Source organism: Saccharopolyspora indica (assembly GCF_027853965.1).
In the GTDB taxonomy this organism is placed as follows: Bacteria; Actinomycetota; Actinomycetes; order Mycobacteriales; family Pseudonocardiaceae; genus Saccharopolyspora; species Saccharopolyspora indica.
Window position 1 is genome coordinate 430776 of record NZ_JAQGLB010000004.1, and the last position, 25961, is coordinate 456736.

Below are 25961 nucleotides of genomic sequence, written 5' to 3' on the forward strand. Positions count from 1 at the left end.
GTGCGGTTGGCCACTCCAGGCCCGGACGTCGGGTTCTGCCTCGGGGACGGAGGCCCTCCAGATGAGCTCCGAACTGCTGCTGCTGACCAGTGAAGAAGAGTGCGAAGCGGTGCTGCCCGCGCTCGCCCTGCTGCCGCACCGGGTGCGGGTGCTGCCCGCCGACCCGGGCTCGGTCCTGTCCGGCGGCGCGCACGAGGCGATCGTGGTGGACGCCCGCACCGACCTGGTCGGCGCCCGCGATCTGTGCCGCCTGCTGTCAGCGGGCGACGTACCGGTGATCGCCCTGGTCAACGAGGGCGGACTGGTCACCATCAGCTCCGAGTGGGGCGTGGACGAGATCCTGCTGCCGACCACCGGGCCCGCCGAGATCGACGCCCGGCTGCGCCTGCTGATCTCGCGGCACGGCTCCGCGGGCAGCGCTGACGACGGCATGCTGAGCGTCGGCGACCTGGTGATCGAGGAAGCGACCTACACGGCGCGGCTGAAGGGCCGGGCGCTGGAGCTCACCTACAAGGAGTTCGAGCTGCTCAAGTACCTCGCCCAGCACGCGGGCCGGGTGTTCACCCGCGCCCAGCTGCTGCAGGAGGTGTGGGGCTACGACTTCTTCGGCGGCACCCGCACGGTCGACGTCCACGTCCGCCGCCTGCGCGCGAAGCTCGGCCCGGAGCACGACTCGATGATCGGCACGGTCCGCAACGTGGGCTACAAGTTCGTCCGCCCGAACCGCGGCAACAACCCGATCGCGGCGGAGGCCCGCGAGTCCGTCGAGACACCGTCCCGCGAGACCACCTTCGCCCGCTGACCGGCGATCGGATCGACCGGCGACCGGACGTCGCGTCGTGATCGGACGCGATTTCAATGGAAATCAGACGTCTGATTTCCATTGAAATCGCGTGAGTTCTCCACAGTGGCGGCGGAACTGTCCACAGGTGTCGGCGTGCCGTGCCCGCCTAGGCCTCGCGGTGCTGGCGCCAGGCCCAGATCGCGGCGCCGATCGCGAAGCAGATCAGACCGGCCAGGACCGATGTCCAGGGCAGCGCGAAGGCGAGGACCGCGCAGCCCGCGAGGCCGAGCGCCGGGAGAGCGCGGGGGAACCAGCGCTGCTCGCGAGGCAGGGTGAGCGCCGAGGCGTTGGCGATCGCGTAGTAGCCCAGCACCCCGAACGACGAGAAGCCGATCGCGCCGCGCAGGTCGGTGACCAGCACCAGCACCACCACCGCAGCCGTGATCAGCAGCTCCGCGCGGAGCGGGGTGGCGAAGCGCGGGTGGATCGCGGCGAGCGGAGCGGGCAGATCGCGTCCCCGCGCCATCGCCAGCGTCGTCCGGCCGACTCCGGCGAGCAGCGCGAGCAGGGCGCCCAGCGCCGCCAGCCCGGCACCGATCACGGCGAACGGCGCGAGCTGCGGCAGACCGCCCGCGCGCACCGCGTCGGCCAGCGGTGCCGACGACGTCGCGAGATCAGGGCCGAGCGCGACCAGCAGCGTGCTCCCCACCGCGAAGTACAGGCACACCACGATCCCGAGCGCGATCGGGATCGCGCGGGGGATCGTGCGCTGCGGATCGCGGACCTCCTCGCCGAGAGTCGCGATGCGGGCGTAGCCCGCGAAAGCGAAGAAGAGCAGGCCAGCGGCCTGCAGCACGCCCAGCGGCGCAGGCGGCAGCGCCGAGGCGGCAGCCGAGGCGCCGCCGAGCCACACCGCGAGCAGCGAAGCTGCGAGCGCGGCGAGCGTGAGCGCGAGCAGGATGCGAGCGAGCTTCGCGGTGCGGGTGATGCCGACGCAGTTCACCGCGCCCAGAGCCGCGGCGAACGCCGCGGCGGCGGGCTTGGCGTGCGCGGGGAGGAGGTACTCGGCTGCGGTCAGCGCCATCGCCGCGCAGGAGGCCGTCTTGCCGATCACGAAGCCCCAGCCGGCGAGGAAGCCCCAGAACGGTCCGAGGCGCTCCCGGCCGTACACGTAGGTCCCGCCCGCGGCCGGGTACTGGGCGGCCAGCGCGGCCGAGCTGCTCGCGTTGCAGAACGCGATGATCGCGGCCAGCAGCAGGCTGATCAGCAGCGCCGAGCCGGCCGCTGCCGCGGCCGGGGCGAACGCGCTGAACAGGCCCGCGCCGATCATCGAGCCGAGCCCGATCACCACGGCGTCGGTGGTGGTCAGGCGGCGGTGGAGCTGGGTCACGCGGCACTCCTGGCGATCCGTTTCCGCAGTTCAGCGTCCGTGAGTGCTTTGTGGTGCCATAGCCCCTCAAAACACTCACGGGACGCTACCTGGAAAAACCACCTCCGGAGCCCCTCTTCACGCGTTGTTCGCCGAGAAGCTGGGTAACGTCGGGGCGTGCAGCTGACATGGCGTAATGGACTGGACAGCAGTGAAGCGGCCGAGGTCATGGGCCTGCTCGACAAGACAGCGGCCGCCGACGGGGTCGCTCCCGTCGGCGAGCACGTGATCCTGCGGTTGAAGGCGCACCGCGACGTCGTCCACCAGATCGAGCCGGTGCAGGCCGACGTGCGCTCCGAGCACTTCGTGCTGCGCGACGCGGGCGGCAGCCTCATCGGGTACGCGCACCTGGACACCGAGCACGAGAAGACCACCGGCCAGCTGGTCGCCGAGCTGGCGGTGGATCCCGACCACCGGCGCAGGGGTGCCGGTGCGCGCCTGGTCGAGGCGCTGCTGGACCGCGCGGAGCTCTCCGCCGAACCCGCCCCGGACACGGCGCGGCTGCGGATCTGGTCGCACGGCGAGCTCCCGGGCGCGGTGCGGCTGGCCGAGCGGTACGGCTTCGACCGGCCCCGCGAGCTGTGGCGGATGGGCCGCGAGCTCGCCGAGCCGGAGCTGCCGGAGGTCGAGCTGCGCGAGGGCGCGCGGCTGCGCACCTTCCGGCCGGACCACGACGAGGCCGCCGTGGTGGCGGTCAACCACCGGGCGTTCTCCTGGCACCCGGAGCAGGGCGCCATGACCGAGCAGGACCTGCGGGCGAAGGAGCGCGAGGACTGGTTCGACCCGAACGGGTTCTTCCTCGCCGTCGACGACCGCGATGAGCTGCTCGGATTCCACTGGACGAAGGTGCATCCCGACGGGATGGGTGAGGTCTACGTCGTCGGGGTGGACCCGGACGCGCAAGGCGGCGGGCTGGGACGGTCACTCACAGTGGCCGGACTACGACACCTGAGCGACACTGGTTGCCGCCAGGTGATGCTCTACGTCGAAGCGGACAACGCACCGGCGGTGAAGGTGTACCAGCGATTGGGGTTCGGTAAATGGGATGTGGACGTGCAATTCGGGCGATGATCGTCCCGTGCTGTGCGTCACCGTTACTCCCCGGTTTCGCGCCTTTGTTCCCCCGAAGGTATGTGCGTCTCCTTACTAAGCGTGCCTTGTTCACCTCCCGTTCACCTGGATGGTGAGGGGTGTCCACCCCGGCTCCTTAACGTCCCCGGTGCGCGGCGACAGAGCACGGGCCGACCAGGGCTCGACCGCGCAACCGCAGGTTTTTCCGAGTGGAGGAACGAAGTGAAGATCAAGCGGCACAGCGCTGCGTTCGCCGTTCTCGCCGCGGGCGCGCTCGTGCTCGCCGGCTGCGGCTCCGACCAGAACGCTCAGGGGGGCGGCAACCCGGCTCTGGACGCACTGCAGGTCGAGTGCGGCACCAAGCCGGTTTCGGGTGAGGGCTCCTCGGCGCAGAAGAACGCGGTCGACGTCTTCGCTCGCGACTACGGCATGAAGTGCCAGGGGCAGAACGTCAACTACACCAAGTCCGGTTCCGGCAAGGGCGTGGCCGCCTTCACCGCGGGCCAGGTCGACTTCGGCGGCTCCGACTCGCCGCTGAACGAGGAGAAGGGCGAGGTCGCCGCGGCCGCTCAGCGCTGCCAGGGCAACCCGGCCTGGAACCTCCCGATGGTGTTCGGCCCGGTCGCCATCGCCTACAACCTGGACGGCGTCCAGGACCTCACCCTGAACGCCGACGTGATCGGCAAGATCTACCAGGGTCAGATCAAGACGTGGGACGACCCGGCGATCAAGGCGCTGAACCCGAACGCGCAGCTGCCGTCCACCGCCATCGTGCCGTTCTTCCGCTCGGACGAGTCGGGCACCACCGACAACTTCCAGAAGTACCTGAGCACCGCCACCGGCGGCGCCTGGACCGGCAAGGGCAAGACCTTCCAGGGCGGCCAGGGCGTCGGCCAGGGCCGCGAGGGCAGCGACCAGGTCGCGCAGTCGGTGAAGGCCACCCCGGGTGCCATCACCTACGTCGAGTGGTCGTTCGCCAAGAACCTCCAGCTGGGCCAGGCCAAGATCGACAGCGGTGCCGGCCCGGTCGAGCTGACCACCGAGAACGTCGGCAAGGCCATCGACGGCGCCCAGATCGAGGGCGAGGGCCACGACCTGCGCGTCAACCTCGACTCGATCTACGGCAACAAGGCCGCCGGGGTCTACCCGATCGTCCTCAACACCTACGAGATCGTCTGCTCCAAGGGCTACGACGCGGAGACCGCGAAGGCGGTCAAGGCGTTCCTGACGGTCGCCGCCAACGCCGACGCCCAGCAGCTGCAGGACGCCGGCTACGTGCCGCTGCCGGAGGGCTTCAAGGCCAAGGTCACCGAGGCCGTCAACGCCATCTCCTGATGAGTAACCCGGGTCGCACCGAACCTGGGCGAACAACGGGTCGAATCTACGAAGTGAGAGGCTGCAAGCAGCAGTGACCGACTCGACCAGAGCCGATCAGCGCCCCGCGGACACCGACCCCGGTGCCCCGCGGGGCGCTTCGGCGCCTAGTTCCGGACCGGAGGCTCCCATTTCCGCTCCCGACACCTCCGCGGGCAAGACGCACCGACTCGGCGACCGGGTGTTCTCCTCGATCGCCACCGCCTCCGGTGCCTTCGTGGTCGCCCTGATCGCGGCGATCGGCATCTTCCTGCTGATCCGCGCGATCCCCTCGTTGCAGGTCAACGAGGTCAACTTCCTGTTCAGCCGGGAATGGGACACCCGCGATCCGAACAACCTCAAGTTCGGCATCCTCGACCTGGCCTGGGTGACCGTGGCCAGCTCGCTGGTCGCGCTGGTCATCGCGATGCCGCTGTCCTGCGGGATCGCGCTGTTCCTCACCCGCTACGCCCCGCGCAGCCTGGCGCGGCCCTTCGCCTACATCGTCGACCTGCTGGCCGCGGTGCCGTCGGTCGTCTACGGCCTGTGGGGCTTCCTGGTCCTGGGCCCGGTGCTGCGGCCGGTCGCCCTGTGGCTCAACGAGTACCTCGGCTGGATCCCGCTCTTCGCCCAGGGCAACGTGACCCCGATGGGCCTGGGCACGGACATCTTCACCGCCGGGATCGTGCTCGCCGTGATGATCATCCCGACGATCACCGGCGTCACCCGCGAGGTCTTCTCGCGGACGCCGAACCAGCAGATCGAGGGCGCGCTCGCGCTCGGCGCCACCCAGTGGGAGGTCGTGCGGACCACGGTGTGGCCGTTCGGCCGCAACGGTTTCATGGGCGGTTCGATGCTCGGCCTGGGCCGCGCCCTGGGCGAGACGATGGCGCTGACCATCATCCTCAGCTCCACCACCGCCCCGCCCGGCTACAGCATCTTCGACGCCGGTGCCACCTTCGCCTCCAAGATCGCGCTCGGCTCCGCCGAGTTCAACAACAACATGCAGGTGGGCGCCTACATCGCGGCCGGGTTGGTGCTGTTCATCATCACCTTCGCCGTCAACGCCGTCGCGCGTTGGATCGAGAGCGCCAGCGGTAAGGGGAAAGCATGAGGACCGACACCGCTGACGTGGAGCAGCTGGCCACGCCACCGGCGTTCCAGCGGATCAGCTTCGCGCGCAAGTTCAAGAACAACCTGGCCACCACGCTGTTCGCCGCGGCGTTCGTGATCGCCGTGGTCCCGCTGCTCTGGGTGCTGTGGACGCTGCTGGAGCGCGGCCTCAAGCCGGTGCTCAGCGCGACCTGGTGGTCGCACTCGTTCAACGGCCTGCTGCCCAACGACTTCGGCGGCGGCATCTACCACGCGCTGGTCGGCACCCTGCTCGAAGGCCTGGTCTGCCTGGTCATCTCGGTGCCGCTGGGCATCATGGTCGGCGTCTACCTGGTCGAGTACGGGCGGGAGTCGCGGTTCGCGAAGGTCGCCACGTTCATGGTGGACATCCTCAGCGGTCTGCCGTCGATCGTGGCCGGCCTGTTCATCTACGCGCTGTGGATCACCACCTTCGGCTTCACCCGCAGCGGCTTCGCGGTGGCGCTGGCGCTGCTGCTGCTGATGATCCCGGTGGTCGTCCGGGTCACCGAGACGATGCTGCTGATCGTGCCGGACGAGCTGCGCGAGGCGGCCTACGCGCTCGGCCTGCCGAAGTGGAAGACGATCATGAAGATCGTGCTGCCCACGGCGCTGTCGGGCATCCTGACCGGTGTGATGCTCGGTCTGGCCCGCGTGCTGGGCGAGACGGCACCGCTGCTGATCCTGGTCGGCTACTCCAGCTCGATCAACTTCAACCTGTTCCAGGGCGAACTGGCGTCGCTGCCGCTGGCCATCTACATGGAGCGCAGCACCGGTACGCCGGCCGGTGACTACCGCATGTGGGGCGCCGCGCTGACCCTCGTGGTCGTCATCATGCTGATCAACCTCGTCGCGTCGCTGCTGTCGAAGCTGTTCGCGATCAAGACGAAGTAGGGACCTCAAACATGGCCAAGCGTCTCGACATCAAGGACCTGAACCTGTTCTACGGCAAGTTCCACGCCGTGCAGGACGTGACGCTGCAGGTGCCCGCCCGCAGCGTCACCGCGTTCATCGGCCCGTCCGGTTGCGGCAAGTCGACCGTGCTGCGGTCGCTGAACCGGATGCACGAGGTCATCCCCGGCACCCGCGTCGAGGGCAAGGTGCTGCTCGACGGCGAGGACATCTACGCCAACGACGTGGACCCGGTGCAGGTGCGCAAGACCATCGGCATGGTGTTCCAGCGCGCGAACCCGTTCCCGACGATGTCCATCCGGGACAACGTGGTGGCCGGGCTGAAGCTGGCCGGGGAGAAGAACAAGAAGAAGCTCGACGAGGTCGCCGAGCGCGCGCTGCGCGGCGCGAACCTGTGGGAAGAGGTCAAGGACCGGCTGAACAAGCCGGGCGGCGGCCTCTCCGGTGGTCAGCAGCAGCGCCTGTGCATCGCGCGAGCCATCGCGGTGCGCCCGGACGTGCTGCTGATGGACGAGCCCTGCTCGGCGCTGGACCCGATCTCCACGCTGGCGATCGAGGACCTGATCTCCAACCTCAAGCAGGACTACACGATCGTCATCGTCACCCACAACATGCAGCAGGCGGCGCGGGTGAGCGACCAGACCGCGTTCTTCAACCTGCGCGCGGTGGGCGAGCCGGGCCAGCTGGTGGAGATCGACGAGACGGGCAAGATCTTCTCCAACCCGACCCAGAAGGCCACCGAGGACTACATCTCCGGCCGCTTCGGCTGATCGGTTCCGGTGCGGGGGCGGCGATTTCTCGCGAAATCGCCGCCCCTTCGCACGTTCAGGGCCGGTTTCGCGAGAAATCGCCTTCCCGCGCCCCGTTGCGGCTGGTGGGGGCCCGTGAGTGTTTTGTGGTGCTATAACCCCCCAAAACACTCACGGGCACTGACCAGGTGAAACGGAGCCGATGGCGGTGCCGGCCACCTCGCATGCTCGGCGGGGCGCTGGTCAGCGGGCGTCGAGCAGGGAGGCCGCCAGGGCTTGGACTGCCGTGGTGAAGGACTTGCCCTCGTGCTGCATGTGGCGGATCAGGTCCGCGTCGAAGGTGGCCAGGAGCGCGTGGCTGAGGAAGTCCGCGTCCAGGTCCGGGCGCTCCGCGGCGATCAGGGTCGCGATGTGCTGGGCCCAGAAGCGGTAGCTGGGGTCTTCGTGCTTGTGGTCGCCGCAGGAGGCTTCGTGCGCTGAGAGCAGCGCGGCGTTCTGCTCGCCGATCGTCGTCAGATCGGCCAGGAACGCCAGCAGCCGCTCGCGCGGCGGAGCTCCGGGGCCCAGCGGTGGCGGGCCGTCGGTGACGTTCTCGCGCAGCGTCCGGGAGCGTTCTTCCAGGAGCTCCTTGATCAGGCCCGCGCGGCTGCCGAAGCGGCGGAACACCGTTCCCTTTCCGACGCCGGCTTCGGCCGCCACCGCGTCCAGCGACACGTGGTCGCCGCCGCGTTCGGTCAGGAGCCGTTCGGCCGCCGCCAGCACCGCCTGGCGGTTGCGCGCGGCGTCGGCTCGTTCCTGCCTGGGCACGTCTCCTCCGATCAACCGGACTGTCGGTCCGCCTATGCTACCGTCATCTAACCGGACCGGTAGTCCGGTTGTTGAGGAGGAAGCGTGAGAGCACTGGTAGTCGACCCGGCGGCGCCCGCCGGGCTGCGCATCGGCGAGGTCCCGGATCCCGAACCGGGGCCGGGCGAGGTGCTGCTCGACGTCGGCCACATCTCGCTCAACCACGGCGAGATCGCGTTCGCCACCCGCCGCGAGCCGGGCACCGTGCACGGCTACGACGCGGCCGGTGTCGTGCTCCGGGCGGCAGCCGGGAGTCCACCGGTCGGAGCGCGGGTGATCGCTTTCGGTGCCGGTGCCTGGGCCGAGCGCATGGTCGTCGGGGCGGACGCGGTCGCCGAGGTGCCGGACTCGGTCGACCTCGCCGACGCCGCCGCGCTGCCGATGGCGGGCCTGACCGCGCTCCGGACGCTGCGGACCGCGCCGATCCTCGGCAAGCGGGTGCTGATCACCGGGGCGTCCGGCGGGGTCGGGCGGTACGCCGTGCAGCTGGCGGCGATCGGCGGTGCGCACGTCGTCGCGCAGGCCAACCGGCCGGAGGGGCTGGCCGAGCTGGGGGCGCACGAGGTCGTGTCCGAGCTGTCCGGCGTGGCACCGGTCGACCTGGTGCTGGACAACGTGGGCGGGCGGCTGCTGGTCGACGCCTGGGACCTGGTGAAGCTCGGCGGCAGCGTGCAGAACATCGGCTGGACCTCCGGCGAACCCGCCGTCTTCGAGCCCTACTCGATCTTCGCCGTCGGCCCGTCGAAGTCCTTGAACACCTTCGGCGACGTCAGCGCACCGGCCGAAGATCTGGCCGCATTGGCCGGTCTGCTGGCGTCGGGGCGGCTTTCCCCGGAAGTCGGTCATCGCGGTTCCTGGGAGGACGTCGAAGCGGCGGCGAGCGCCTTGCTGCGCCGCGACGTCCGCGGCAAGGCAGTGCTGGAGCTGACGTGAAGATCGGGCTCTGCATCGAGGAGCACGGGCGCACCTGGAGCGAGTTGCTGAGCGATGTTCGCGCGGCGGCCGCGGCCGGGTTCAGGTCGATCTGGCTGGGGCAGCGCGATTCCTGGGACGCGTTGACCGCGCTGGCCGTGCTGGGCGCGGAGGTGCCCGGCATCCGGCTCGGCACCGCGATCGTGCCGACCTACCCGCGGCATCCGCTGGCGCTGGCCGCGCAAGCGCTGACCGTGCAGGGCGTGACCGGAGGCCGCCTGGATCTCGGCATCGGGCCGAGCCACCGGGTGATCGTCGAGGAGCGGTTCGGCTGCTCCTACGACAAACCGGCCAGGCACGTCCGGGAGTACCTGACCGCGCTCCGGCCGCTGCTGCGCGGCGAATCCGTGGACCACCGCGGCGCGGCTCTGCGCGCCACCGGTCGCGTCGACGTTCCGGCAGCGCCGCCTGGTCTGCTGGTGTCGGCGCTCGGGCCGGTGATGCTGCGGATCGCCGGTGAGCTCGCCGACGGGACGATCGCGCTGTGGGCCGGGCCGCGGGCGCTCGACGAGCACATCGTGCCGACGATCAGCGCCGTTGCCGAGCGTCCCCGGGTGGTCGCGGTGGTCTCGGTGTGCGTGACGTCCGAAGTGGACGATGCGCGTGCCCGGTTCGCCGAGCAGCTGGCCGCGGCCGGGGAGCTGCCCGCCTACCGCGCGATGCTGGACCGGCAGGGCCTCGCCGGGCCGGAGGACGTCGCGGTGATCGGGGACGAGGTGGAGCGGTCGTTGCGCCGGTACGCCGAGGCCGGGGCCACCGAACTCGTCGCGGTTCCGTTCGGGACCGCCGCCGAGCAGCAGCGGACCCGAGAGGTGCTGGCAGCGCTGACCGAGCGCTGATCACCTGCTCCCGGGATCGGCTGCCGCCTGCTGGCCGGTGGGCAGTTCCGGTTGGCAGGACATCGGGTTCTCCAGATCAGCGCACGCGCGGTGGCCCTGGGAGCGCACGATGTCCTTGCCCACCTGGTTGGTCAGGTAGCGCAGGAAGCTGGCGGCGACCGAATCCGGTTTCGGCTCGCTGTAGGTGTACCCGTACACCGTTTCCCAGAACGGGTAGGTGCCCTGGTCGGCGCCCTCCAGCGTCGCGGGCTGACCGCCGATCCGGAGCCGGACCAGGTCGTCGCGGCCGACCGTGGCCTGCGCTTCGGCGTAGCCGAGCGCTCCGGGCGTGGTCGCCACCTTCGCCAGCAGGGCGGCGGTGGAATCCCGTTCGCACCGCGCGGGGGCCACGCCCGGGTCGAACACCAGGCAGTCGTCGGAGGTGATGCGCGGTTCGCGGCCCGGCACCTCGTCGGAGGGGTCGGGGTCGAGCACGTGCTTCTCGAAGGCCTTCCTGGTCCCGGAGTTGGAATCGCGGCTCACCAGCCTGATCGGCAGGCCGGGCTTGCCGCCGACCTCGCCCCACTCGGTGATCTCCCCGGCGTAGATCCGCCGGATCTGATCGCCGGAGAGGTCCTGCACCGCGGCTTCCGGGTTGGCCACCACGCTGAACAGCGAGAACGCCACCGGCTGCGGCAGCAGCAGCGGGTAGTCCCCGCTCTTCGGCCCGTCGGAGAAGGCGATGACCTCCGGGCTGGCGAAATCTCCCTCGCCGGCCTCGAACTTGGCCCTGTTCAGCTGGTTGCCCTCGTCGTTGAGCACCGACAGGCCCGCGCCGCTGCCGGTCGTGTTGACGTCGATGGTGGCGCCCGGGCAGGTCTTCTCGTACAGCGCTTCGGCATCCGCGAGCGCGGGTGCGAAAGCCGTCGAACCGACGACCTCCAGGTGGCCCGTCGCGCAGTCCAGCGGAGCGGTCGACCGGTACTGCGAGACCACGTACTGCACGAGGATGATCGACACGAGGAAGGTGCTGAGCACCACCACGAGCCGGGTGGACAGCCGCTCGCTGCGGGTCTCCTTGATGATCCCGAACGTGCCGACGTTCTTGGCCTTGCGGCCCAGCAGGCCGTTGTGGAAGAGCCGCCGCGCCACGCCGCCCTTGATGCCGCCGATGACCTCCGGCTCCTTGATCAGCTCCGGCGAGTTGAGCGTCTCGGGCAGCCGGTCCAGCACCGCCAGGACCTTGTAGTGCTGGTAGGGGTTCAGCGACACGCGGGGCAGCTCGATGACGTCGTCCACCACGCGGAGGCCGTTCTCCCGCGTGAAGTTGGGCGCCAGGCCCTCGTCGCTGAGCTCGGTGATCACCATCCCGGCGACCCGCCGGCCGGGGAACTTCACCCGGATCCCGACGGGATCGTTGTTGGGAACTGCGTAGTCCTCCGGCGTGATGTTGGTGGTGCCGTAGTTCTCGACGCGCAGCAGCATGAAGGACGGCGCCTTCAGCGGTTCGGCGTTCTCCCCGTGCACCAGCCGCTCCAGCGCCCCGGCGTCCGGGGAGGAGAGGCTGGCCCCGCTGCCGCCGATGGTGTCCATCTGGATCCGGTAGCCGAGCCGCTTGCGCCCGGCGATGGCGAACTCGTACAGCCCGAGGAAGATCGGGACGAGCACGCCGAGCGCCGCCAGGACCAGGTTCCAGGAATCCATGTCCGCCATGACCCGCTCCCCCTGAGCTGCAGATCAACTGGGAACGTCAATCTAATGATCCTGAAGGGGTTTCGGGTTGCCCGGCGGTGAGCCGTCAGCTGCTGTTCACCCAATGTTGGCACCACTCGAACAGGTGGCAGGTGAAGGGCACCTTTCACCAGCTAACTTGGCGAAAGGTGCCCTTCACCCCTCCACGAACGGGTGGACGTCACCGGTGAAGGGCACCTTTAGGCAACTTACTTGCTGAAAGGTGCCCTTCACCGGGGCTCGATCAGGTGGTGGGGATCTTGTCGAGGAAGCCGTGGACGTGCTGGATCTGGCCGTTGGGGTCGAGCACTGCTACGTCGAAGCCGATCACCACCGCTTCACCGCCCACCGGGCCCAGCTCCCAGGTGAAGCGGGCGATGTCGTGGTGGGCGTCGAAGAGCGCGCCGGGGCGGAAGGCGAAGTCCGGGAACTGGGCCTGCACCGCCGCGATCGTCGCGTCGATCGCCTCGCGGCCGCGGACCTCGGCCAGCGGGTCGGTGTAGGTGCCCTCCGGTGCCCAGAGCGCGTCGACCGCGGCCCGGCGCTTGTCCGCGTCGCGCTCGTTCCAGGCGGCGATGTAGCGGTCGAGCAGTTCGGTGTTCATCGGGTTTCCCTCTCGTTGCACGGGCTTTCGACGTGCACCAGCTTGCTGCGCCGAGGTCATCGCGTCGATTACCCCGGAGGTAATGGCGGCGGTGGCTACTGTCGTGGTGTGACGACGGTGGAACCGCGCCCGGTGGGCGCGCTGCTGCGGGAATGGCGCGAGCGCAGGCGGCTGAGCCAGCTCCAGCTGTCGCTGGACGCCGACATCTCCGCCCGGCACCTCAGCTTCGTGGAGACCGGCCGCTCCAAGCCGACCAAGGAGATGATCCTGCGGCTCAGCGAGCAGCTCGACGTCCCGCTGCGCGAGCGCAACGGTCTGCTGCTGGCCGGCGGCTACGCGCCCGCCTACCCGAACGGCTCGCTGGACGCGCCCGAGCTCGCCGCGGTGCTCGCGGCGCTGCGGCAGGTGCTGGCCGGGCACGAGCCGAACCCGGCGCTGGTGGTCGACCGGCACTGGCACCTCATCGACGGCAACGACAGCGCCGGGCTCTTCCTGGACGGCGCGGCGGCGGAGCTGCTGGCCCCACCGGTGAACGTGCTGCGGCTGAGCCTGCACCCGGCGGGCCTGGCCCCGAACATCGTCAACCTGGGCGAATGGCGCGCGCACGTCCTCGGCAGGCTGCACCGCCAGGCCGCCGCGACGGGTGACCCGGTGCTGCGCGACCTCCACGCGGAACTCCGCGACTACCCGTGCGACCAGCCGGAACCCGAAGTGGAACTGCCCGGCGCCGGAGACGTCGTGGTGCCGCTGCGCTTCCGCCGCGGCGGAGCGGAGCTGTCGTTCTTCAGCACCACAACGGTTTTCGGCACGCCGCTCGACGTCACGGTCGCCGAGCTGGCGATCGAGTCCTTCTTCCCCGCCGACCGGTCCACGATGGACTTCCTGCGGAACCGCTGAACTCAGGCCGCCGCGGATTCGTCGGCGATCGCGGAGATGAAGGCGCTGGAGTCCTTCGGGTTGAGGGCCCGGGCGCAGACCTGCTCGAACGCCTTGAGGTAGTCCGCCGTGTCCGCGGCCTTGTCCAGGAAGCGCGAGTTCGCCGAGTCGCCCAGGTGCACCACCTGCGGGTCGGCCTCGTCGGGGAAGGAGAACACCGCGATGCGGTCGGCCATCAGCGGGTGGCCGCCCACCCGGAACGGCAGCACCTGGAGCGTGACGTTGCGCCGGTAGCCGAGCAGCACGAGGTGCTCCAGCTGCTGGCGCATCACCCCGGGGCCGCCGACCGCGCGCCGCAGCGCCGACTCGTCGAGCACCGCCCACAGCTCCAGCGGCTGCTCCCCGAGCAACCGCTGCTGGCGCGTCGAGATCACCGTGAGCTGCTCCTGCAGCTCCTCCGGGGTGTGCTCGCGCGCGTCCGCGGCCAGCAGCGCGCGGCTGTAGTCCGCGGTCTGCAGCAGCTCCGGCAGCGGGTCCGCGCCGTAGCAGCTCACCGCCTTGGCCGAGGTCTCCAGCCCGAGGTAGGTCTGCAGCCCCGGCCGCTGCGCGGTGCTCGGGAACTTCTGCCACCAGCCGCGCTGCTTGGAGTCCTGGGCGAGGTCGACCAGCGCCGCGAGCTGCTCGGTGGTAGCCCCGTAGAACTCGGCCATCAGCCGCACGTCGGAGGTGCGGACCGGGACCCGGCCGAGTTCGATCTGGCTGATCTTGCCCTGGGAGCAGTCCAGGTGGGCGGCGACCTCGCGATGGGTGCGGCCCGCCGTTTCGCGCAGCCGCCGAAGCTCGCTGCCCAGCCGTCGTCTGTGCACGGTCGGACTCTTACGCACCGCGCACCTCATCGACCGCGGTTCGGTACGTTCTCACCCGAACGAGGATCGCACATGGCGATCACAGCATCGAGTGCTGAGACCGACTATTAATACTTCCCGGGTCACAGCGGCGGTGACCAGCGGGAACCGCTCAGCTGTTCGGCATCTTTCCGGTCACGATGAACACCACCCGGCGAGCCACCGACACCGCGTGGTCGGCGAAGCGCTCGTAGAACCGGCCGAGCAGCGTGACGTCCACGGCAGCGGCCACGCCGTGCGACCAGTCCGGGCTCATCATCACCGTGAACAGGTGGCGGTGGAGGTCGTCCATCTCGTCGTCGTCCTCCTCCAGCCCGCGCGCGGCCTCCACGTCCTGGGACTGGATGACGCTGCCCGCGCGACCGGCGAGCTTGACCGCGACCCGGCCCATCTCGGCGAAGTACGGCTGCACGTCGGCGGGGAGCACCGCGTTCGGGTGGCGGCGGCGCGCGGTCTTGGCCACGTGCAGCGCCAAGTCGCCCATCCGCTCCAGGTCCTCGGCGGTGTGGATGGTGGAGATGACCGTCCGCAGATCGCCGGCCACCGGGGCCTGCAGGGCGAGCAGCCCGAAGGCGTGCTCCTCGGCCCGGGCCCGCGCCTCGTCGATCTGCGCGTCGTCCTCGATGACCTGCTCCGCCAACTCCAGGTCGGCCTCCAGGAGTGCCTTGGTGGCGCGCTCCATGGCGGTGCCGACCTTGGTCGACATCGAGGCGAGTTCTTCGGCGAGCTCGCCGAGCTGTTCCTGGTAGACCTCACGCATGCTACCCAGGGTACTTCCACCGGTAATCGGACAGAATGACCCGTGGTGAACCAAGGGTTAACACGCCATGAGAAAACCCGTCCGGTTGCGGTTCCGGGCCTGCTCTCAGCCGCAGATGTCGGTACCGGCGTTGACCGTGGACAGGCCGGTCGGGGCCTGCGGTTCCTCCGACGGGTCCGCGGGCTGCTGGCGGAAGGACGCTCCGCCGCCGCTGGGCTGGTTGGTGCTCGGGTCGGCGATGATCGGCTTGTCGTCGAGGATCGCCTGGAACAGCGCCTGGGTGTCCGCCTCGCGCAGCTCCTCCATGCCCTCGTCGTTGGCGTAGCCCGTGGTGGGCACCGTGATGAAGGTGACGCGGCTCGGGTCCAGACCCTGCAGCTGCTGGCCCAGGTCCATCAGCCGGTCGGCGCCGACGTTCTCGCCGAAGGTGTTCGCGCTGACGGCCTTGACGAAGCCGCTCAGCTTGCCCGGGTCGAGCAGCACCTGGCCGGAGGTGGTCTTGCGCAGCAGCGCCGACAGGAACAGCTGCTGGCGCTGCATGCGGCCGTAGTCCGAGGTCGGGTCGCCCTCGACGTGCCGGGCGCGCACGTAGTTCAGCGCCTGGTCACCGCTGATGGTGTGCTTGCCCGCGGTGGGGATCACGGTGCCCAGGGTGCTGTCCACGATGGGCTTCTCGGTGCAGATCTCGACGCCCTGCACCGCGTCCACCATCGACTTGAAGCCGTTGAAGTCGATGCCCAGGAAGCTGTCCACCCGCAGACCGGAGATCTGCTGGATGACCTTGGTGGTGCACAGCGGACCGCCCACCGCGTAGGCCTCGTTGAGCCGGACGTCCTGCTGCGCGGGCGCCTGCTGGCCGGTGTACTGGCCGGTCTTGGCGTCCCAGCGCTCGCACGAGGGCAGGTCGACCTGCAGGTCGCGCGGGAAGGACACCAGGACCACGCGGCTCCGGTCGGCCGGGATGTGCGCGATCATCGTGGTGTCCGAACGGGCGCCGACGGTCTCGTCCTCGGAACCGACGCCGTCCTCCGGCTTGGCCCCGGCGCGGGTGTCCGAACCGACCAGCAGGAAGTTCTGGTCGCCGGTCTGCTTGGCGACCTCCTTGATGGAGTCCGACTCCGGGTCCAGCGCCGCGATGGACGACGGGCCCCAGAACGTGGTGGCGCCCCAGGCGAAGCCCAGCGTCAGGAACACCGACAGCGAGGCCGCCACCGCGACCGCCGCCACGATCAGCTGGGTGCGGCGCTTGCGCTGCTTCTTCTTCCACTCCATCCGGGACGATCCGTCCCGGCCTTCGGTGAAGTCGAACGGCATGTCGGTGCCGAGCTCGGGCTCCTTGCGCTTGCCGAGCAGCCAGGAGAACTTCTTGCGGCGGGCCTCCTCCTCGGCGGCGATCTCGTCGTGCACCGCGGAGAACCGGGCGAGCGTGGCGTCGATCTGCTTGATGTCGGCCTCGCGCTCCTCGTCCTCCTCCTCGTCGGAGTCGAGGTCGTCGTCCAGTTCGTCGAACTCGTCCAGCTCGGAGAGGTCGTCCGGGGCCGCGACGATCGCGGTCTCCTCGGCGGCGCTCGCCGGCGCGACGGGCTTGGGGGGCGCGACGGGCTTGGCGATGGTGGTCTGCTGGTCTTCCGGGTTCAGCCGGGAGACGACCGAGGTGGCCTCGGCGCGCGAGGGCTCGGGCTGCGGTGGCGCGGCGGGAACCGGCGCGTGCTGGGTGGTGGCTTCCAGGTCCTCGTTGACCGGGGGCGGCACCGGGCGGCTCGGAGCCGGTCGGCGCATCCGGCGCGGCGGGCTGGCAGGAGCATCGCCGCCCAGGGCCTGGTTGATCCGGGTGGCCTCGGCGCCGGGAGCGCCGTTGCGCGGCGGTTCGACGGGCGCCTCGGGGCGTGCGCTGCTGCGCGGGGGTTCGGCAGGTGCGCCGTTGCGGGGGACCTCGATGGGTCCGCTGCCGCGCGGGGCCTCGACGGGGACGCCGTTGCGGGGGGCGCCGTTGATCGGCGGCTCGACGGGGGCGTCCGGGCGTCCGCCGCGGGCGGCTGCGCCACCGGCGAAGGCGGCCGCAGCGCCGCCCGCTGCCGGTCGGCGGCTGGGCGGAGGCGGGGTGTCCTGGCGGCGGCGAGGCTCGCCCGCGGGCGCCTGCGGGGGGCGCGCAGCGGCGGGCGGCGTCCAGCCGGGAGGAGCGCTGGGGCGGTTCTGGGGGGCCGGGCGGCGGCGTGGTGCCGCTTCCGAGGGGCGCGCTGCCGGTTCCTGGCGCGCTGCCGGTTCCTGAGGCGCGGGCGGGGCGGGCTGCGGCGGACGGGCGCGGCGGGGCTGCTGGGCCTGCGGCGGCTCCGGTTCGGCCGCGCGCCGGTGGTTGGAGCCACCGGGGGCCTTGCCGTGCTTCGAGAGCAGGTCTATGACTCGGGTACCGCCCGTGCCGTCCTCGCTCAGCGCGCGGCGACGTCGACCGGTTCCGGCGGAGCCGTCTTCCGGATCGGGTTCCGGGCGGGCGGAACGCCGGCGCCCGACTTCGCCATGCCGGGGGTCTTGCGGCACGCGTTTTCCCTCCCACCAGTGAAATCCAACGGTCTGCTCGATGCCGACGCGCTCGATACCCCCCGACGTGTATCGGACGGCGCCTCCGAGATAGTACGGCCGATCGCCCGAACTGACGATAGGACCGACAATTTCTTCACAATCAGTGCACGATCACTCGTGGCGTCTCGTCATATACCGCCAACCGTGCTATGCCGTTGACCGGCGCAAACACTCTCGATTACACCGAGAGACGCCGATCGGGTGCGATCAGTAACCGGCCACCTTTCGCGGGTGTGTTCCTCGTCGCTCGGCGGCAATCCCGGCCAAACGGACATCGGAACCGGTGCGGTGGGCGACCGCGTTGCGGCCAGACTGCTTCGCGGCGTAGAGCAGCGCGTCCGCGCTGATCAACTGCTGCTCGGCGGAGACCGGCGCGGGCCCGCTGGCGGTGTGCTCGTGCGCGACGCCGATGCTGACCGTCACCCGCAGCCCCGGGGCCATCTGCGACCACGGGAACGTCTCCACCAGGGAGCGGGCGGTCTCGCACACCGCGACCGCGCCCGCCGGCTCGATGTCCGGCAGCACGAGCACGAACTCCTCCCCGCCGTAGCGCGCGCAGAACGCGCCGCTGGGCAGGGCCTTCTGCAGCAGGTCGACCACCCGTTGCAGCACCCGGTCGCCGAGCAGGTGCCCGTAGTTGTCGTTGACCTGCTTGAACCAGTCCAGGTCGACCAGCGCGATGGCGAGCCCGGCACCGGTGCCCGCGTGCTCGGTGAGCAGGTCGGCCAGCCGCTCGTCCAGGTAGCGGCGGTTGTAGCTGGCGGTGAGGCTGTCGCGCAGGCTCTGCTCGCGGGCTTCGGCGTGCTCTCGGCGCAGCCGGTTGACCTCGTGGCGCAGCTGCTCCGGCACCCGCGGCACGTCCGCGCTGGAGCGCAGGTCCAGCGCCGAGCGCAGGTGGTGGTAGGCCTGGCGCCACTGGCCCCGCGAGGCCAGCAGGTTCGCGATCGATTCGTGCAGATCCGCCATCCCGGTCCCGTTGGCCAGGTCCTGGCGGGTGCGCGGGCCGGGAGGGAGCACAGGCGCTTCGCCATCGCGCAGGGGTTCTGGTCCGGCGAAACCGTTGCGCAGTCCGGTCATCGCACTCACCTCCCGTCCGTGGTGTCGTCGGGTGTGACGCATCGCTTGAGCTGGTCTGACTCGGCTCTCGCCCAATTCGCTCAACCGGCTGACCCCCTAGCCCAGCCCGAATTGACGAGCATCGTTCGAATCCCCAGCTGCCTAGGATGTGTACCGGGCGCGCGGTGGATGCGGAAGCGAAACGGAACGGACCCACCCGCACGGACGAGCAGAGCAACACGTAAGTATCGCCATCGCATTGCTGGTTCATCGGTGCCGACCCGCCGCGGTGTTACCGGCATTTGATCACGCAATCAGTCATCCGTTCGGGCAAGGGGCGAATCCGCGGAGCCGCCCGTCGAGCACGACGAGGTGCTGCGAACCGATCTGGTGGCCGGTGACGGTGCCCGCCGTCCGGGTCGTCACCTCCACGCCGACCACCCAGATCTCACCGCGCGGCGGCAGCCCGTCCGGGGCGTAGCCGGGATCGGGGCGCAGGGTGGACATCGCCGCGTCCAGCTGCACCGTGATGTCGCCGAGGTCGCAGTTCAGGTCGGTGAAGTCGGGGTGCTGCGTGCGGCGGAAGAACTCCTGCTGCGCGGCGGGCCCGGACCGCGCGGCGGCGTTGTTCTCCGCGAAGTACCGCTCGACCAGCCCGACCGCGGCGGGCTCCTCCGGCGGTGCCGCGCACGCCGTCGCGAGCACCGACGCTCCGATCAGGACGATCGGCCGGAAGCGGCCGCGCGCAACGGTTCTCGGCATCGGGAGGGTCAGCCTCCGCTGTGGTCGATCTCCGCCGCGGTGGGCACGGTGATGTCGTCCGGGTCGTCGAGCCAGCCCTCCGGCAGCACGACCTTGCCCGCCGAGCCCTGGCGGCCGCGCGGCCCCTCGGCGTCGGTCGGGAACGGCACGTCCGGGTCGAGACCGGCCAGCAGATCCTCCAGCTGCCCGAGGCTGGACACCAGGCCGAACTGGTGCCGCAGGTCCGAGCCGACCGGGAAGCCGCGCAGGTACTGCGACATGTGCTTGCGCAGGTCGCGCAGGCCCTTCTCCTCGCCCATGTGGTCGGCCAGCAGCTCGGCGTGCCGCTTGAGCACCCCGGCGACCTCGCCGAGCTTCGGCCCCTCCGGGATCGGCTCGCCCGCGAAGGCGGCCTGCAGATCGCGGAACAGCCACGGGCGGCCCAGGCAGCCGCGCCCGACCACGACGCCGTCGCAGCCGGTCTCGGCCATCATCCGCAGCGCGTCGTCGGCGCTGAAGATGTCGCCGTTGCCGAGCACCGGGATGGTCGTGACGTGCTCCTTGAGCCGGGCGATCGCCGTCCAGTCCGCGGTGCCCGAGTAGCGCTGGGCGGCGGTGCGGCCGTGCAGCGCGACCGCGGCCGCACCGTTCTCCTCGGCCAGCCGGCCCGCGTCGAGGTAGGTGGTGTGGTCGTCGTCGATGCCGATGCGGAACTTCACCGTCACCGGGATCCCGGCCGGTTCGGCGGCGCGCACGGCGGCCTGGACGATGTCGGCGAACAGCCGCCGCTTGTACGGCAGCGCGGAGCCGCCGCCCTTGCGGGTCACCTTCGGCACCGGGCAGCCGAAGTTCATGTCGACGTGGTCGGCGAGGTTCTCGTCGACGATCATCTGCACGGCCTTGCCCATGGTCACCGGGTCGACCCCGTAGAGCTGCATGGAGCGCGGGTGCTCGTCGGGGTCGAAGGTGATCATCTCGAGCGTCTTGGGGTGCCGCTCGACCAGCGCCCGGCTGGTGATCATCTCGCACACGTAGAGACCGGCGCCGTACTCCCGGCACAACCGTCGGAAGGCGACGTTGGTGATCCCGGCCATCGGCGCGAGCACCACCGGCGGATCGACCTGGTGCGGGCCGATCTTCAAGGCGGGCTTGGACAAGGTGGCGGTCACGCCCCCCATTGTCGCCGACGCCCGAAACGACCTTCAGCCCCCTCGGGGCAGGTGGCGTCGCCATGCCCATTTGGGGTAATGCCCACTTGTCCACATGCCCCGTATGCTGGATGCGAGATTAGGAGGGGATATGACGGCATTGGACGATTTCCGGCCGGTCGCCGAGGTGACAGCCGATGAGCGTGCACGCGTCGCGGTGGGTAAAGCCGGAGCCCACAAGGATGATCGCTACGCTGTGTCAGTGAATGCTGACGGAGCGATACTGCTGACTCCGTTGGCGAGCATTCCCAAGCGCGAGCTGCTGGTCTGGGAGAACGCCGAACTCCGCGCCTCGCTGTTTCGCGGCCTCGCTGAGGCGGCGGAGGGCAAGGGGCGGCAGCTGCCTTGGGTGACCGCCGATGCCGACGAGGATGACGACGACGAGTGAGTGCCCCGCCGTTCACGCTGATCTACCAGCCGGAGGCTGAGAAGGTCCTGCTGGACCTGTATTCCAAGAAGCAGTACGCGACGAAGTTCAAGAAGGTCCGCAAAACGCTGCGACTTCTCGAACAGGCCGGGCCACGTCATCCCGGCCTGCGCTCGCACGCCTACCAGTCGGTGCCCGCACCGGACGGCGGCACGTTGTGGGAGTCGTACGTCGAGAACCACACGCCATCGGCCTGGCGAATCTGGTGGTTCTACGGTCCGGACGAAGAGCAGATCACCATCGTCACGATCGGCCCGCATCCGTAATGCGTGGTGGCTTGGCCGACGCGTGGGTGGCGGCGCGGGAGTATGCGGCCAGGTTCGGTGAGCCGGATCCGGAGGCGCTTGTGCAGATCAGGAGTGCGCTCGCAGAGGCCGGAGTGGGCAGGCCCGAATCTCCCGAGGAAGCCGCGGTGCGGCAGCGAGCTTTGGTTCGTCTGTTCTCCGGCGACTCCGAGTGTGATGTTCGGTAGCTGGCTCAGCCGGGGATGCGGCGGTACTGCTGGGTGTTGTCGCGGTCGCGGAGGACCACTCCGATCGCTTGGAGCTGGTCGGCGAGGTCGGCCGCTGCGCCGCGCTGCTTGTCGGTGAGGGCCCGGGACCTGGCGCGGAGCAGGCCGTTGGCCTCCTCGTCCAGGCCCGGCTGGCCGTCCAGCCACTTGCGGAACTCGTTCTCGTGCGGGTCGGCCGCGCCCGCCCACGGGTAGCCGCAGCGCTCGAAGGCCTCGCGGACCTGGGCCTTCGACAGGTCCGACGACTTGTGGCGGGCCAGCTGGCGGGTGGTCGCGTCCAGGAAGACCAGCTCCTTGCCGTCCTGGAACACCGCGTCGATCCGGTCGCGCTGGAGGTACCGCTCGGCGCCGTCCTGCTTGAGGTGGACGCCCGCCGGGTCGACGGTCACCTCCAGGGCCTCCTTCTTCGCCTCGGCCGCCAGCCAGGCCCCCGCGAGCAGACCGACGACCGCCAGCACCGGAACCGCCCAGACCGTCGGCAGCTCGGCGGCCAGGAGCAGCGGGCCGGGGGCCTCGCCGATCAGCTCGACGATCCAGTTCACCAGGGGTTTGACCAGGAAGCCCAGGCCGAGGCCCAGGGCGCCGCAGCCGATGACCAGCGCCCAGAGCACCGAGCTCTGGAGGCGGAGGGTGGTGGTGGACTGTCCCGTCTCTCCGGAATTTTCAGTGGTGGTCACAGTCCCGCCTCTCCGCGTTTTTCAGTGGTGGTTGCGTTTCGTGTCGTTCTCGCGTTTGGCGGTTTCTTGTGGCTGGGTTGCATCACGGTCCCCCTGAGGTGCGTCTCCTGCCCCTTGTCTGACGCAAGGGGTGTCATGCGTGGTCTCCGGCGTGGTTGCACGGCCGGGAGAGGAAACGGGTGATCATCCGGCGCAGCATCGGGCGCGGATCGTGGTCGGGGTCGGCGTTGAGGAACGCGCCGTCGATGGCGACCTGGATCCACTGAGCGGCCTCGCCGGGATCCAGCGCCGGGTCGATCGCGCCGGCGCGGATGCCGCGTTCGACCAGCGCCGCGAAGCCCGCGTGCTGGATCGCGGCGGTCTCGGTGATGACCTGCGCGAGTTCGGGATCCTTGCCGACCTGGCGGACGATTTCGACCAGGATGCCGGGGGCCAGCGGGTCCATCGCGTCCGCGGCCAGTGCGTCCACCATCGCCAGGATCGAGGCAAGCGGATCGCCGTCGGCGTGCCGGGCCACGAGCTCGCGGGTGGCGGGCAGGTCCTGCTCGAAGATCGCGCGGAACACCGCCCGCTTGTCGGTGAAGTAGTAGAAGACGCTGCCCGAGCTCAGCCCGGCTGCCTTCGCGATCTCGGCGGCCGAAGTGCTCTCGAAGCCGCGTTCGGCGAACAGCACGGTCGCGGCGCGCATGATCGCTTCGCGCCGCGCGGCGGCGCGTTCGGGATCGGCGGTCCGGGCCATGCGGCCAGACTAGCAGATTAACTGATCGGTCAGTTAAAGAATCAGGCCCGAAGAGAGGGCGCCCGCACGCGAGCGCCCTCCGCATCACGCGGGGGCCTGGTCAATTTCGTACGAAATTGACGCCCGGCCCGGTCGGGGACGGTCAGAACTCGGCGTTGAGGCAGGAGAGGCGGCCGCCTGCCGTGCCCGCTTTGCCCGGTTCGGTGTGGGTGTGGCTCTCGTGGATCACGAACGACTTCGCGTCCTGGCGGGTGTCGAACGACCAGGTGCCCTCCGCCGTGGCGGTCGCGTTGCCCTGCGCGTCGGTGTGGAAGTCCAGCCACACCTCGTTCTGCGGGTTGGCGAAGGCCGGGTCCACCGACGGCTTGACCGGGTCCGCCTTCTCCTGGAAGTGCGGGCCCGCGTCGTCGCCGGTCGGGCCGCAGGGCTTGGTGTGCACGTGCGCGCCGTACTGGCGGTCGGGGACCAGGCCCTTGAGGTCGACGGTGATCTTGGTGTTGCCGTTGGTCCGCTCGGAGGTCAGGTCGACCTTGGCGCCGTCCGGGACCAGGGCCGGGTCGTAGGTGACCGCCTTGGCGTCCGGCGCGAAGGAGCCGTAGGTCGCGGACGCGTGCTTGGCCTGGGCGGTCTGCTCGTGGCCCGGGGGGTGTTCCTCGGGAGTGCCCTCCTCGGCGGGTTCGGGCTGGCCGCCGCACCCCGCGACCAGCGCAGCTGCCGCGCACGCGCCGAAGATCGAACTGAGCAGTCGGGTCCGCTGCTGGGGCATGGGTATCCGTCCTTATCCATCACCGGCTGTAGTGGTGTTGATTCTGCCCGTGATGTCGATCTCGCGGCCACGGGCATAGGTGGGTGCTCTCCGGATCGAGCCTAGGGCGGGGTGCCTGCGGTGTCCTGTCATGTGAACCGGGGCGAATGCGAGATCGATTCGCGGTTAGGTTGGCGGCATGGCGTTGGCGCGGGGTGCGGACCGGACTTGGTTGGTGGCGCTGGCCACCGCGATGTGGGGCACGGATGCGCTGTGGCGGCAACCGCTCGCGACGACGCTGCCCTCGGCCAGCGTGGTCTTCTGGGAGCACGTGATCATCGTGCTGCTGCTGGCGCCGCTGCTGCCCCGCGCGTGGCGCGCGCTGCTGGCCTGCGGGCCGCGCGAGCGCATCGCGATGATCACCGTCGGCGTCGGTTCGTCGGCGTTGGCCACGGCGCTGTTCACCGCCGCGTTCAAGTTCGGCGATCCGGTGACGCCGCTGGTCCTGCAGAAGTTGCAGCCGATCTTCGCCGCGGTGGCGTCCTTCGCGCTGCTGCGCGAGCGGTTGACCGGGCGCTACTTCCTGTTCGCGGTCCCGGCGCTGGTCGGGGCCTGGTTGCTGGCGTTCGAGAACCCGCTGCACATCGAGGTGTCGCAGGTGGTGCCCGCGCTGCTGGCGCTGGGCGCGGCGGCGCTGTGGGCGGCGGGGACCGTGCTGGGCCGGTTCGTGAGCCGCCGGATCCCGGCGCGGGACGTGACGGCGCTGCGGTTCTCGATCGGTCTGCCCGCCGCGGCGGTGGTCCTGCTGGTCAGCGGCTCGCCGGTGGCGGTCGGCTGGGACAACGCGTTCGGCCTGGTGCTGCTGGCGCTGATCCCCGGACTGCTGGCGCTGGGCCTGTACTACGTCGGTCTGAGCACCACGCCCGCGGCGCGGGCGACGTTGGCGGAGCTGTCGTTCCCGGCGACGGCGGCGATCGTCGGGGTGTTCGTGCTCGGCGCGGACCTGAGCGCGACGCAGTGGGCCGGGTTCGTGCTGGTGGTGGTGATGGTCGCCGCGCTGGGCTGGCACGAGCGGGTCAGCCGCGTGAAGCTCGTCGAGGCCCCGGAGGTCGAGCCCAGCCCGAGCAGGTGAGCGGCACGCGTCGGTGTCGGCACATCCTTCTGCAGGTCAGAGCCCGTGAGTGGTTTGGGGTGCTATAGCCCCACAAAGCACTCACGGTCTTTGACCAGGGCGAACGGAGCGGTCAGGGTGCCGGGCGCCAGCGGCGCTTCCGGCCGCGGGGGATGACGACGGCCAGCGCCGCGGCGGTGCCGATCACGAGCACCGCGGCCGTTGCCACGATCGCGGCGGTGATGTCCGGCGTCGGGTCGACCGGGGGCGGCATGTGCACTGCTGCCGGGATGACCGGCGGTTTTCCCGCTGCGGTGGGGAATTCCGCGGTCACCGCCGTGGCCGGGTCGACGACTCCGCTGCCCAGCAGCGGGTGCGGGGCGCCGCCCGGCGGCGGGTAGGCGGTGTCGCGCAGGCGGCGGGCCAGGTCCGCGCCGGTCAGGTTCGGGCGGTAGGAGAGCACCAGGGCCGCGGTGCCGGCGACCTGTCCGGCGGCGACGGAGTCCCCGCCGGAGATGAACAGCCCGTTGCCGCGAGGACCGATGCCCGTCATCGCCACGCCCGGAGCCGCCATGTCCACCTTGATGCCCGGTGCGGCCAGGGTCGGTGCGCCGCCGGGATCGGTCGCGGCGACGGACAGGACCTCCGGGTAGGCGGCGGGGAAGGCCGGGACGACCTCGTCGCCGGTGCCGGTCGACGCGGGAGCCACCACGACGGCCCCGGCGGCTGCGGCCTCCCGCACCGCGGCGGCCAGGGAGTCGCTCGGCCCGGGTGCCTCCGCTGCCACCGAGATGACGCGCGCACCGCCCGCGACCGCCTGGCGGATGCCACCGGCGAGGCTGTCCGCGGTGGCGTTGCCCTGCTGGTCGGTGGCCTGGACGGCCAGGATCCGCGCGCCCGGTGCGACTCCGGAGAAGCCACCGCCGGGGCGGGGCGCGGCGGCGATGATGCCTGCGACGAAGGTGCCGTAGCCGACGCAGTCCGGACCGGCGCCGGTCACCCGGCCGGACAGCGCCGGGGAGGTCGCGTCCACGCCGCTGCCGACGACGGCGACCGTGACGCCCGCGCCGTTGCCGTGCGGCCAGGCGCGCTCCGGCCGGAGCTGGGCCTGCGCCCACGGCTTCTCGTTGAGCTCCACAGTGGACCCGGTGCGGCATTCCTGGTGGGACTGCAGCACCGGGGCGATCGCGGGCAGCTCCGGCGGAGCCGCTACCGCCACCGGAGCCGA

Annotated in this window: 26 protein-coding genes; 12 read left to right on the forward strand and 14 right to left on the reverse strand. The window is 70.6% G+C overall.

The features are described from left to right. The first annotated feature begins 61 nt into the window (after positions 1-61). Positions 62-802, forward strand: a complete 741-nt coding sequence (locus OU416_RS12680) for a response regulator transcription factor (protein ID WP_270927090.1) — start codon at positions 62-64, stop codon at positions 800-802. A 148-nt stretch (positions 803-950) separates the two neighbouring features. Here OU416_RS12680 and OU416_RS12685 read toward each other — a convergent pair whose 3' ends face one another. Beyond that, positions 951-2174 (reverse strand): APC family permease, encoded by a 1224-nt coding sequence (locus tag OU416_RS12685; protein WP_270927091.1) that lies wholly within the window; start codon positions 2172-2174, stop codon positions 951-953. A gap of 162 nt (positions 2175-2336) precedes the next feature. Between OU416_RS12685 and mshD the strand changes: the two genes are divergently transcribed. The 5 genes from mshD to pstB all read left to right on the forward strand — a co-directional run bounded on the left by mshD (position 2337) and on the right by pstB (position 7450). Further along, entirely contained in the window at positions 2337-3284 is a 948-nt protein-coding gene (mshD, locus tag OU416_RS12690) for a mycothiol synthase (RefSeq protein WP_270927186.1), read from the forward strand. Between the two features lie 222 nt (positions 3285-3506). After that, the gene (gene pstS, locus OU416_RS12695; protein WP_270927092.1) at positions 3507-4619 is read left to right on the forward strand and encodes a phosphate ABC transporter substrate-binding protein PstS; all 1113 of its coding nucleotides are present in this window, start codon (positions 3507-3509) and stop codon (positions 4617-4619) included. A gap of 169 nt (positions 4620-4788) precedes the next feature. Further along, on the forward strand, positions 4789-5751 hold the full coding sequence (pstC, locus tag OU416_RS12700) for a phosphate ABC transporter permease subunit PstC (protein ID WP_270927187.1): 963 nt from the start codon (positions 4789-4791) through the stop codon (positions 5749-5751). Beyond that, the gene (pstA, locus tag OU416_RS12705; protein ID WP_270927093.1) at positions 5748-6662 is read left to right on the forward strand and encodes a phosphate ABC transporter permease PstA; all 915 of its coding nucleotides are present in this window, start codon (positions 5748-5750) and stop codon (positions 6660-6662) included. The genes pstC and pstA overlap by 4 nt, the downstream gene beginning before the upstream one ends. Before the next feature lie 11 nt (positions 6663-6673). Next, positions 6674-7450 (forward strand): phosphate ABC transporter ATP-binding protein PstB, encoded by a 777-nt coding sequence (pstB, locus tag OU416_RS12710; protein WP_270927094.1) that lies wholly within the window; start codon positions 6674-6676, stop codon positions 7448-7450. 222 nt (positions 7451-7672) lie between these two features. On the opposite strand, the gene OU416_RS12715 is transcribed toward pstB, so the two are convergent. Further along, on the reverse strand, positions 7673-8236 hold the full coding sequence (locus tag OU416_RS12715) for a TetR/AcrR family transcriptional regulator (protein ID WP_270927095.1): 564 nt from the start codon (positions 8234-8236) through the stop codon (positions 7673-7675). A gap of 84 nt (positions 8237-8320) precedes the next feature. Here OU416_RS12715 and OU416_RS12720 point away from each other — a divergent pair, with 84 nt between their 5' ends. Both OU416_RS12720 and OU416_RS12725 read left to right on the forward strand, forming a co-directional pair. Beyond that, a complete protein-coding gene (locus OU416_RS12720) occupies positions 8321-9208 on the forward strand; it encodes a zinc-binding dehydrogenase (protein WP_270927096.1) in 888 nt (295 codons plus the stop codon). After that, the gene (locus OU416_RS12725; protein WP_270927097.1) at positions 9205-10086 is read left to right on the forward strand and encodes a TIGR03564 family F420-dependent LLM class oxidoreductase; all 882 of its coding nucleotides are present in this window, start codon (positions 9205-9207) and stop codon (positions 10084-10086) included. The genes OU416_RS12720 and OU416_RS12725 overlap by 4 nt, the downstream gene beginning before the upstream one ends. Here the strand turns inward: OU416_RS12725 and OU416_RS12730 are convergent, their stop codons facing one another. Together OU416_RS12730 and OU416_RS12735 are read right to left on the reverse strand one after the other, a co-directional pair. Next, positions 10087-11778 (reverse strand): PstS family phosphate ABC transporter substrate-binding protein, encoded by a 1692-nt coding sequence (locus OU416_RS12730; protein WP_270927098.1) that lies wholly within the window; start codon positions 11776-11778, stop codon positions 10087-10089. A gap of 262 nt (positions 11779-12040) precedes the next feature. Next, a complete protein-coding gene (locus OU416_RS12735; protein WP_270927099.1) occupies positions 12041-12400 on the reverse strand; it encodes a nuclear transport factor 2 family protein in 360 nt (119 codons plus the stop codon). Positions 12401-12508: 108 nt separating this feature from the next. Between OU416_RS12735 and OU416_RS12740 the strand changes: the two genes are divergently transcribed. Further along, on the forward strand, positions 12509-13297 hold the full coding sequence (locus tag OU416_RS12740; RefSeq protein ID WP_270927100.1) for a helix-turn-helix domain-containing protein: 789 nt from the start codon (positions 12509-12511) through the stop codon (positions 13295-13297). A 2-nt stretch (positions 13298-13299) separates the two neighbouring features. Here OU416_RS12740 and OU416_RS12745 read toward each other — a convergent pair whose 3' ends face one another. From OU416_RS12745 to dusB, 6 genes are all read right to left on the reverse strand, one after another. Next, positions 13300-14142: a helix-turn-helix domain-containing protein gene (locus OU416_RS12745; RefSeq protein ID WP_270927101.1), complete on the reverse strand. Its 843-nt coding sequence runs from the start codon at positions 14140-14142 to the stop codon at positions 13300-13302. Positions 14143-14293: 151 nt separating this feature from the next. After that, positions 14294-14941, reverse strand: coding sequence for a phosphate signaling complex protein PhoU (phoU, locus tag OU416_RS12750; protein ID WP_270927102.1), 648 nt, complete (start codon positions 14939-14941; stop codon positions 14294-14296). A 105-nt stretch (positions 14942-15046) separates the two neighbouring features. Beyond that, positions 15047-17476 (reverse strand): LCP family protein, encoded by a 2430-nt coding sequence (locus tag OU416_RS12755; protein WP_270927103.1) that lies wholly within the window; start codon positions 17474-17476, stop codon positions 15047-15049. A 249-nt stretch (positions 17477-17725) separates the two neighbouring features. Next, the gene (locus OU416_RS12760) at positions 17726-18595 is read right to left on the reverse strand and encodes a GGDEF domain-containing protein (RefSeq protein ID WP_270927104.1); all 870 of its coding nucleotides are present in this window, start codon (positions 18593-18595) and stop codon (positions 17726-17728) included. Positions 18596-18892: 297 nt separating this feature from the next. Next, positions 18893-19336, reverse strand: coding sequence for a hypothetical protein (locus tag OU416_RS12765; protein ID WP_270927105.1), 444 nt, complete (start codon positions 19334-19336; stop codon positions 18893-18895). Positions 19337-19344: 8 nt separating this feature from the next. Then, positions 19345-20493: a tRNA dihydrouridine synthase DusB gene (dusB, locus tag OU416_RS12770; RefSeq protein ID WP_270927106.1), complete on the reverse strand. Its 1149-nt coding sequence runs from the start codon at positions 20491-20493 to the stop codon at positions 19345-19347. A gap of 121 nt (positions 20494-20614) precedes the next feature. Between dusB and OU416_RS12775 the strand changes: the two genes are divergently transcribed. Together OU416_RS12775 and OU416_RS12780 are read left to right on the forward strand one after the other, a co-directional pair. Beyond that, entirely contained in the window at positions 20615-20911 is a 297-nt protein-coding gene (locus OU416_RS12775) for a hypothetical protein (protein WP_270927107.1), read from the forward strand. Further along, positions 20908-21216: a hypothetical protein gene (locus tag OU416_RS12780; RefSeq protein WP_270927108.1), complete on the forward strand. Its 309-nt coding sequence runs from the start codon at positions 20908-20910 to the stop codon at positions 21214-21216. Before OU416_RS12775 ends, OU416_RS12780 begins: the two co-directional genes overlap by 4 nt. Before the next feature lie 211 nt (positions 21217-21427). On the opposite strand, the gene OU416_RS12785 is transcribed toward OU416_RS12780, so the two are convergent. The 3 genes from OU416_RS12785 to OU416_RS12795 all read right to left on the reverse strand — a co-directional run bounded on the left by OU416_RS12785 (position 21428) and on the right by OU416_RS12795 (position 23643). After that, positions 21428-22138, reverse strand: a complete 711-nt coding sequence (locus tag OU416_RS12785) for a YqeB family protein (RefSeq protein ID WP_270927109.1) — start codon at positions 22136-22138, stop codon at positions 21428-21430. A 133-nt stretch (positions 22139-22271) separates the two neighbouring features. Then, on the reverse strand, positions 22272-22877 hold the full coding sequence (locus OU416_RS12790; RefSeq protein ID WP_270927110.1) for a TetR/AcrR family transcriptional regulator: 606 nt from the start codon (positions 22875-22877) through the stop codon (positions 22272-22274). A 142-nt stretch (positions 22878-23019) separates the two neighbouring features. Next, positions 23020-23643 carry a superoxide dismutase family protein gene (locus tag OU416_RS12795; protein WP_270927111.1) on the reverse strand — a complete coding sequence of 208 codons (624 nt, stop codon included), beginning with the start codon at positions 23641-23643 and terminating at the stop codon, positions 23020-23022. Positions 23644-23821: 178 nt separating this feature from the next. On the opposite strand from OU416_RS12795, the gene OU416_RS12800 reads away from it, so the two are divergent. Then, positions 23822-24754, forward strand: a complete 933-nt coding sequence (locus tag OU416_RS12800; protein ID WP_270927112.1) for a DMT family transporter — start codon at positions 23822-23824, stop codon at positions 24752-24754. Between the two features lie 112 nt (positions 24755-24866). Here the strand turns inward: OU416_RS12800 and OU416_RS12805 are convergent, their stop codons facing one another. Beyond that, entirely contained in the window at positions 24867-25952 is a 1086-nt protein-coding gene (locus tag OU416_RS12805; RefSeq protein WP_270927113.1) for a S8 family serine peptidase, read from the reverse strand. Between the last annotated feature and the right edge of the window lie 9 nt (positions 25953-25961).

Excerpts from the sequence above, each read along its gene's own strand:
- OU416_RS12680 (WP_270927090.1), top strand. The coding sequence starts at position 62 with ATGAGCTCCGAACTGCTGCTGCTGACCAGTGAAGAAGAGTGCGAAGCG.
- pstA (WP_270927093.1), top strand. The coding sequence starts at position 5,748 with ATGAGGACCGACACCGCTGACGTGGAGCAGCTGGCCACGCCACCGGCG.
- pstB (WP_270927094.1), top strand. The coding sequence starts at position 6,674 with ATGGCCAAGCGTCTCGACATCAAGGACCTGAACCTGTTCTACGGCAAG.
- OU416_RS12730 (WP_270927098.1), bottom strand. The coding sequence starts at position 11,778 with ATGGCGGACATGGATTCCTGGAACCTGGTCCTGGCGGCGCTCGGCGTG.
- OU416_RS12735 (WP_270927099.1), bottom strand. The coding sequence starts at position 12,400 with ATGAACACCGAACTGCTCGACCGCTACATCGCCGCCTGGAACGAGCGC.
- phoU (WP_270927102.1), bottom strand. The coding sequence starts at position 14,941 with ATGCGTGAGGTCTACCAGGAACAGCTCGGCGAGCTCGCCGAAGAACTC.
- OU416_RS12760 (WP_270927104.1), bottom strand. The coding sequence starts at position 18,595 with ATGACCGGACTGCGCAACGGTTTCGCCGGACCAGAACCCCTGCGCGAT.
- OU416_RS12765 (WP_270927105.1), bottom strand. The coding sequence starts at position 19,336 with ATGCCGAGAACCGTTGCGCGCGGCCGCTTCCGGCCGATCGTCCTGATC.
- dusB (WP_270927106.1), bottom strand. The coding sequence starts at position 20,493 with ATGGGGGGCGTGACCGCCACCTTGTCCAAGCCCGCCTTGAAGATCGGC.
- OU416_RS12775 (WP_270927107.1), top strand. The coding sequence starts at position 20,615 with ATGACGGCATTGGACGATTTCCGGCCGGTCGCCGAGGTGACAGCCGAT.
- OU416_RS12790 (WP_270927110.1), bottom strand. The coding sequence starts at position 22,877 with ATGGCCCGGACCGCCGATCCCGAACGCGCCGCCGCGCGGCGCGAAGCG.
- OU416_RS12795 (WP_270927111.1), bottom strand. The coding sequence starts at position 23,643 with ATGCCCCAGCAGCGGACCCGACTGCTCAGTTCGATCTTCGGCGCGTGC.
- OU416_RS12800 (WP_270927112.1), top strand. The coding sequence starts at position 23,822 with ATGGCGTTGGCGCGGGGTGCGGACCGGACTTGGTTGGTGGCGCTGGCC.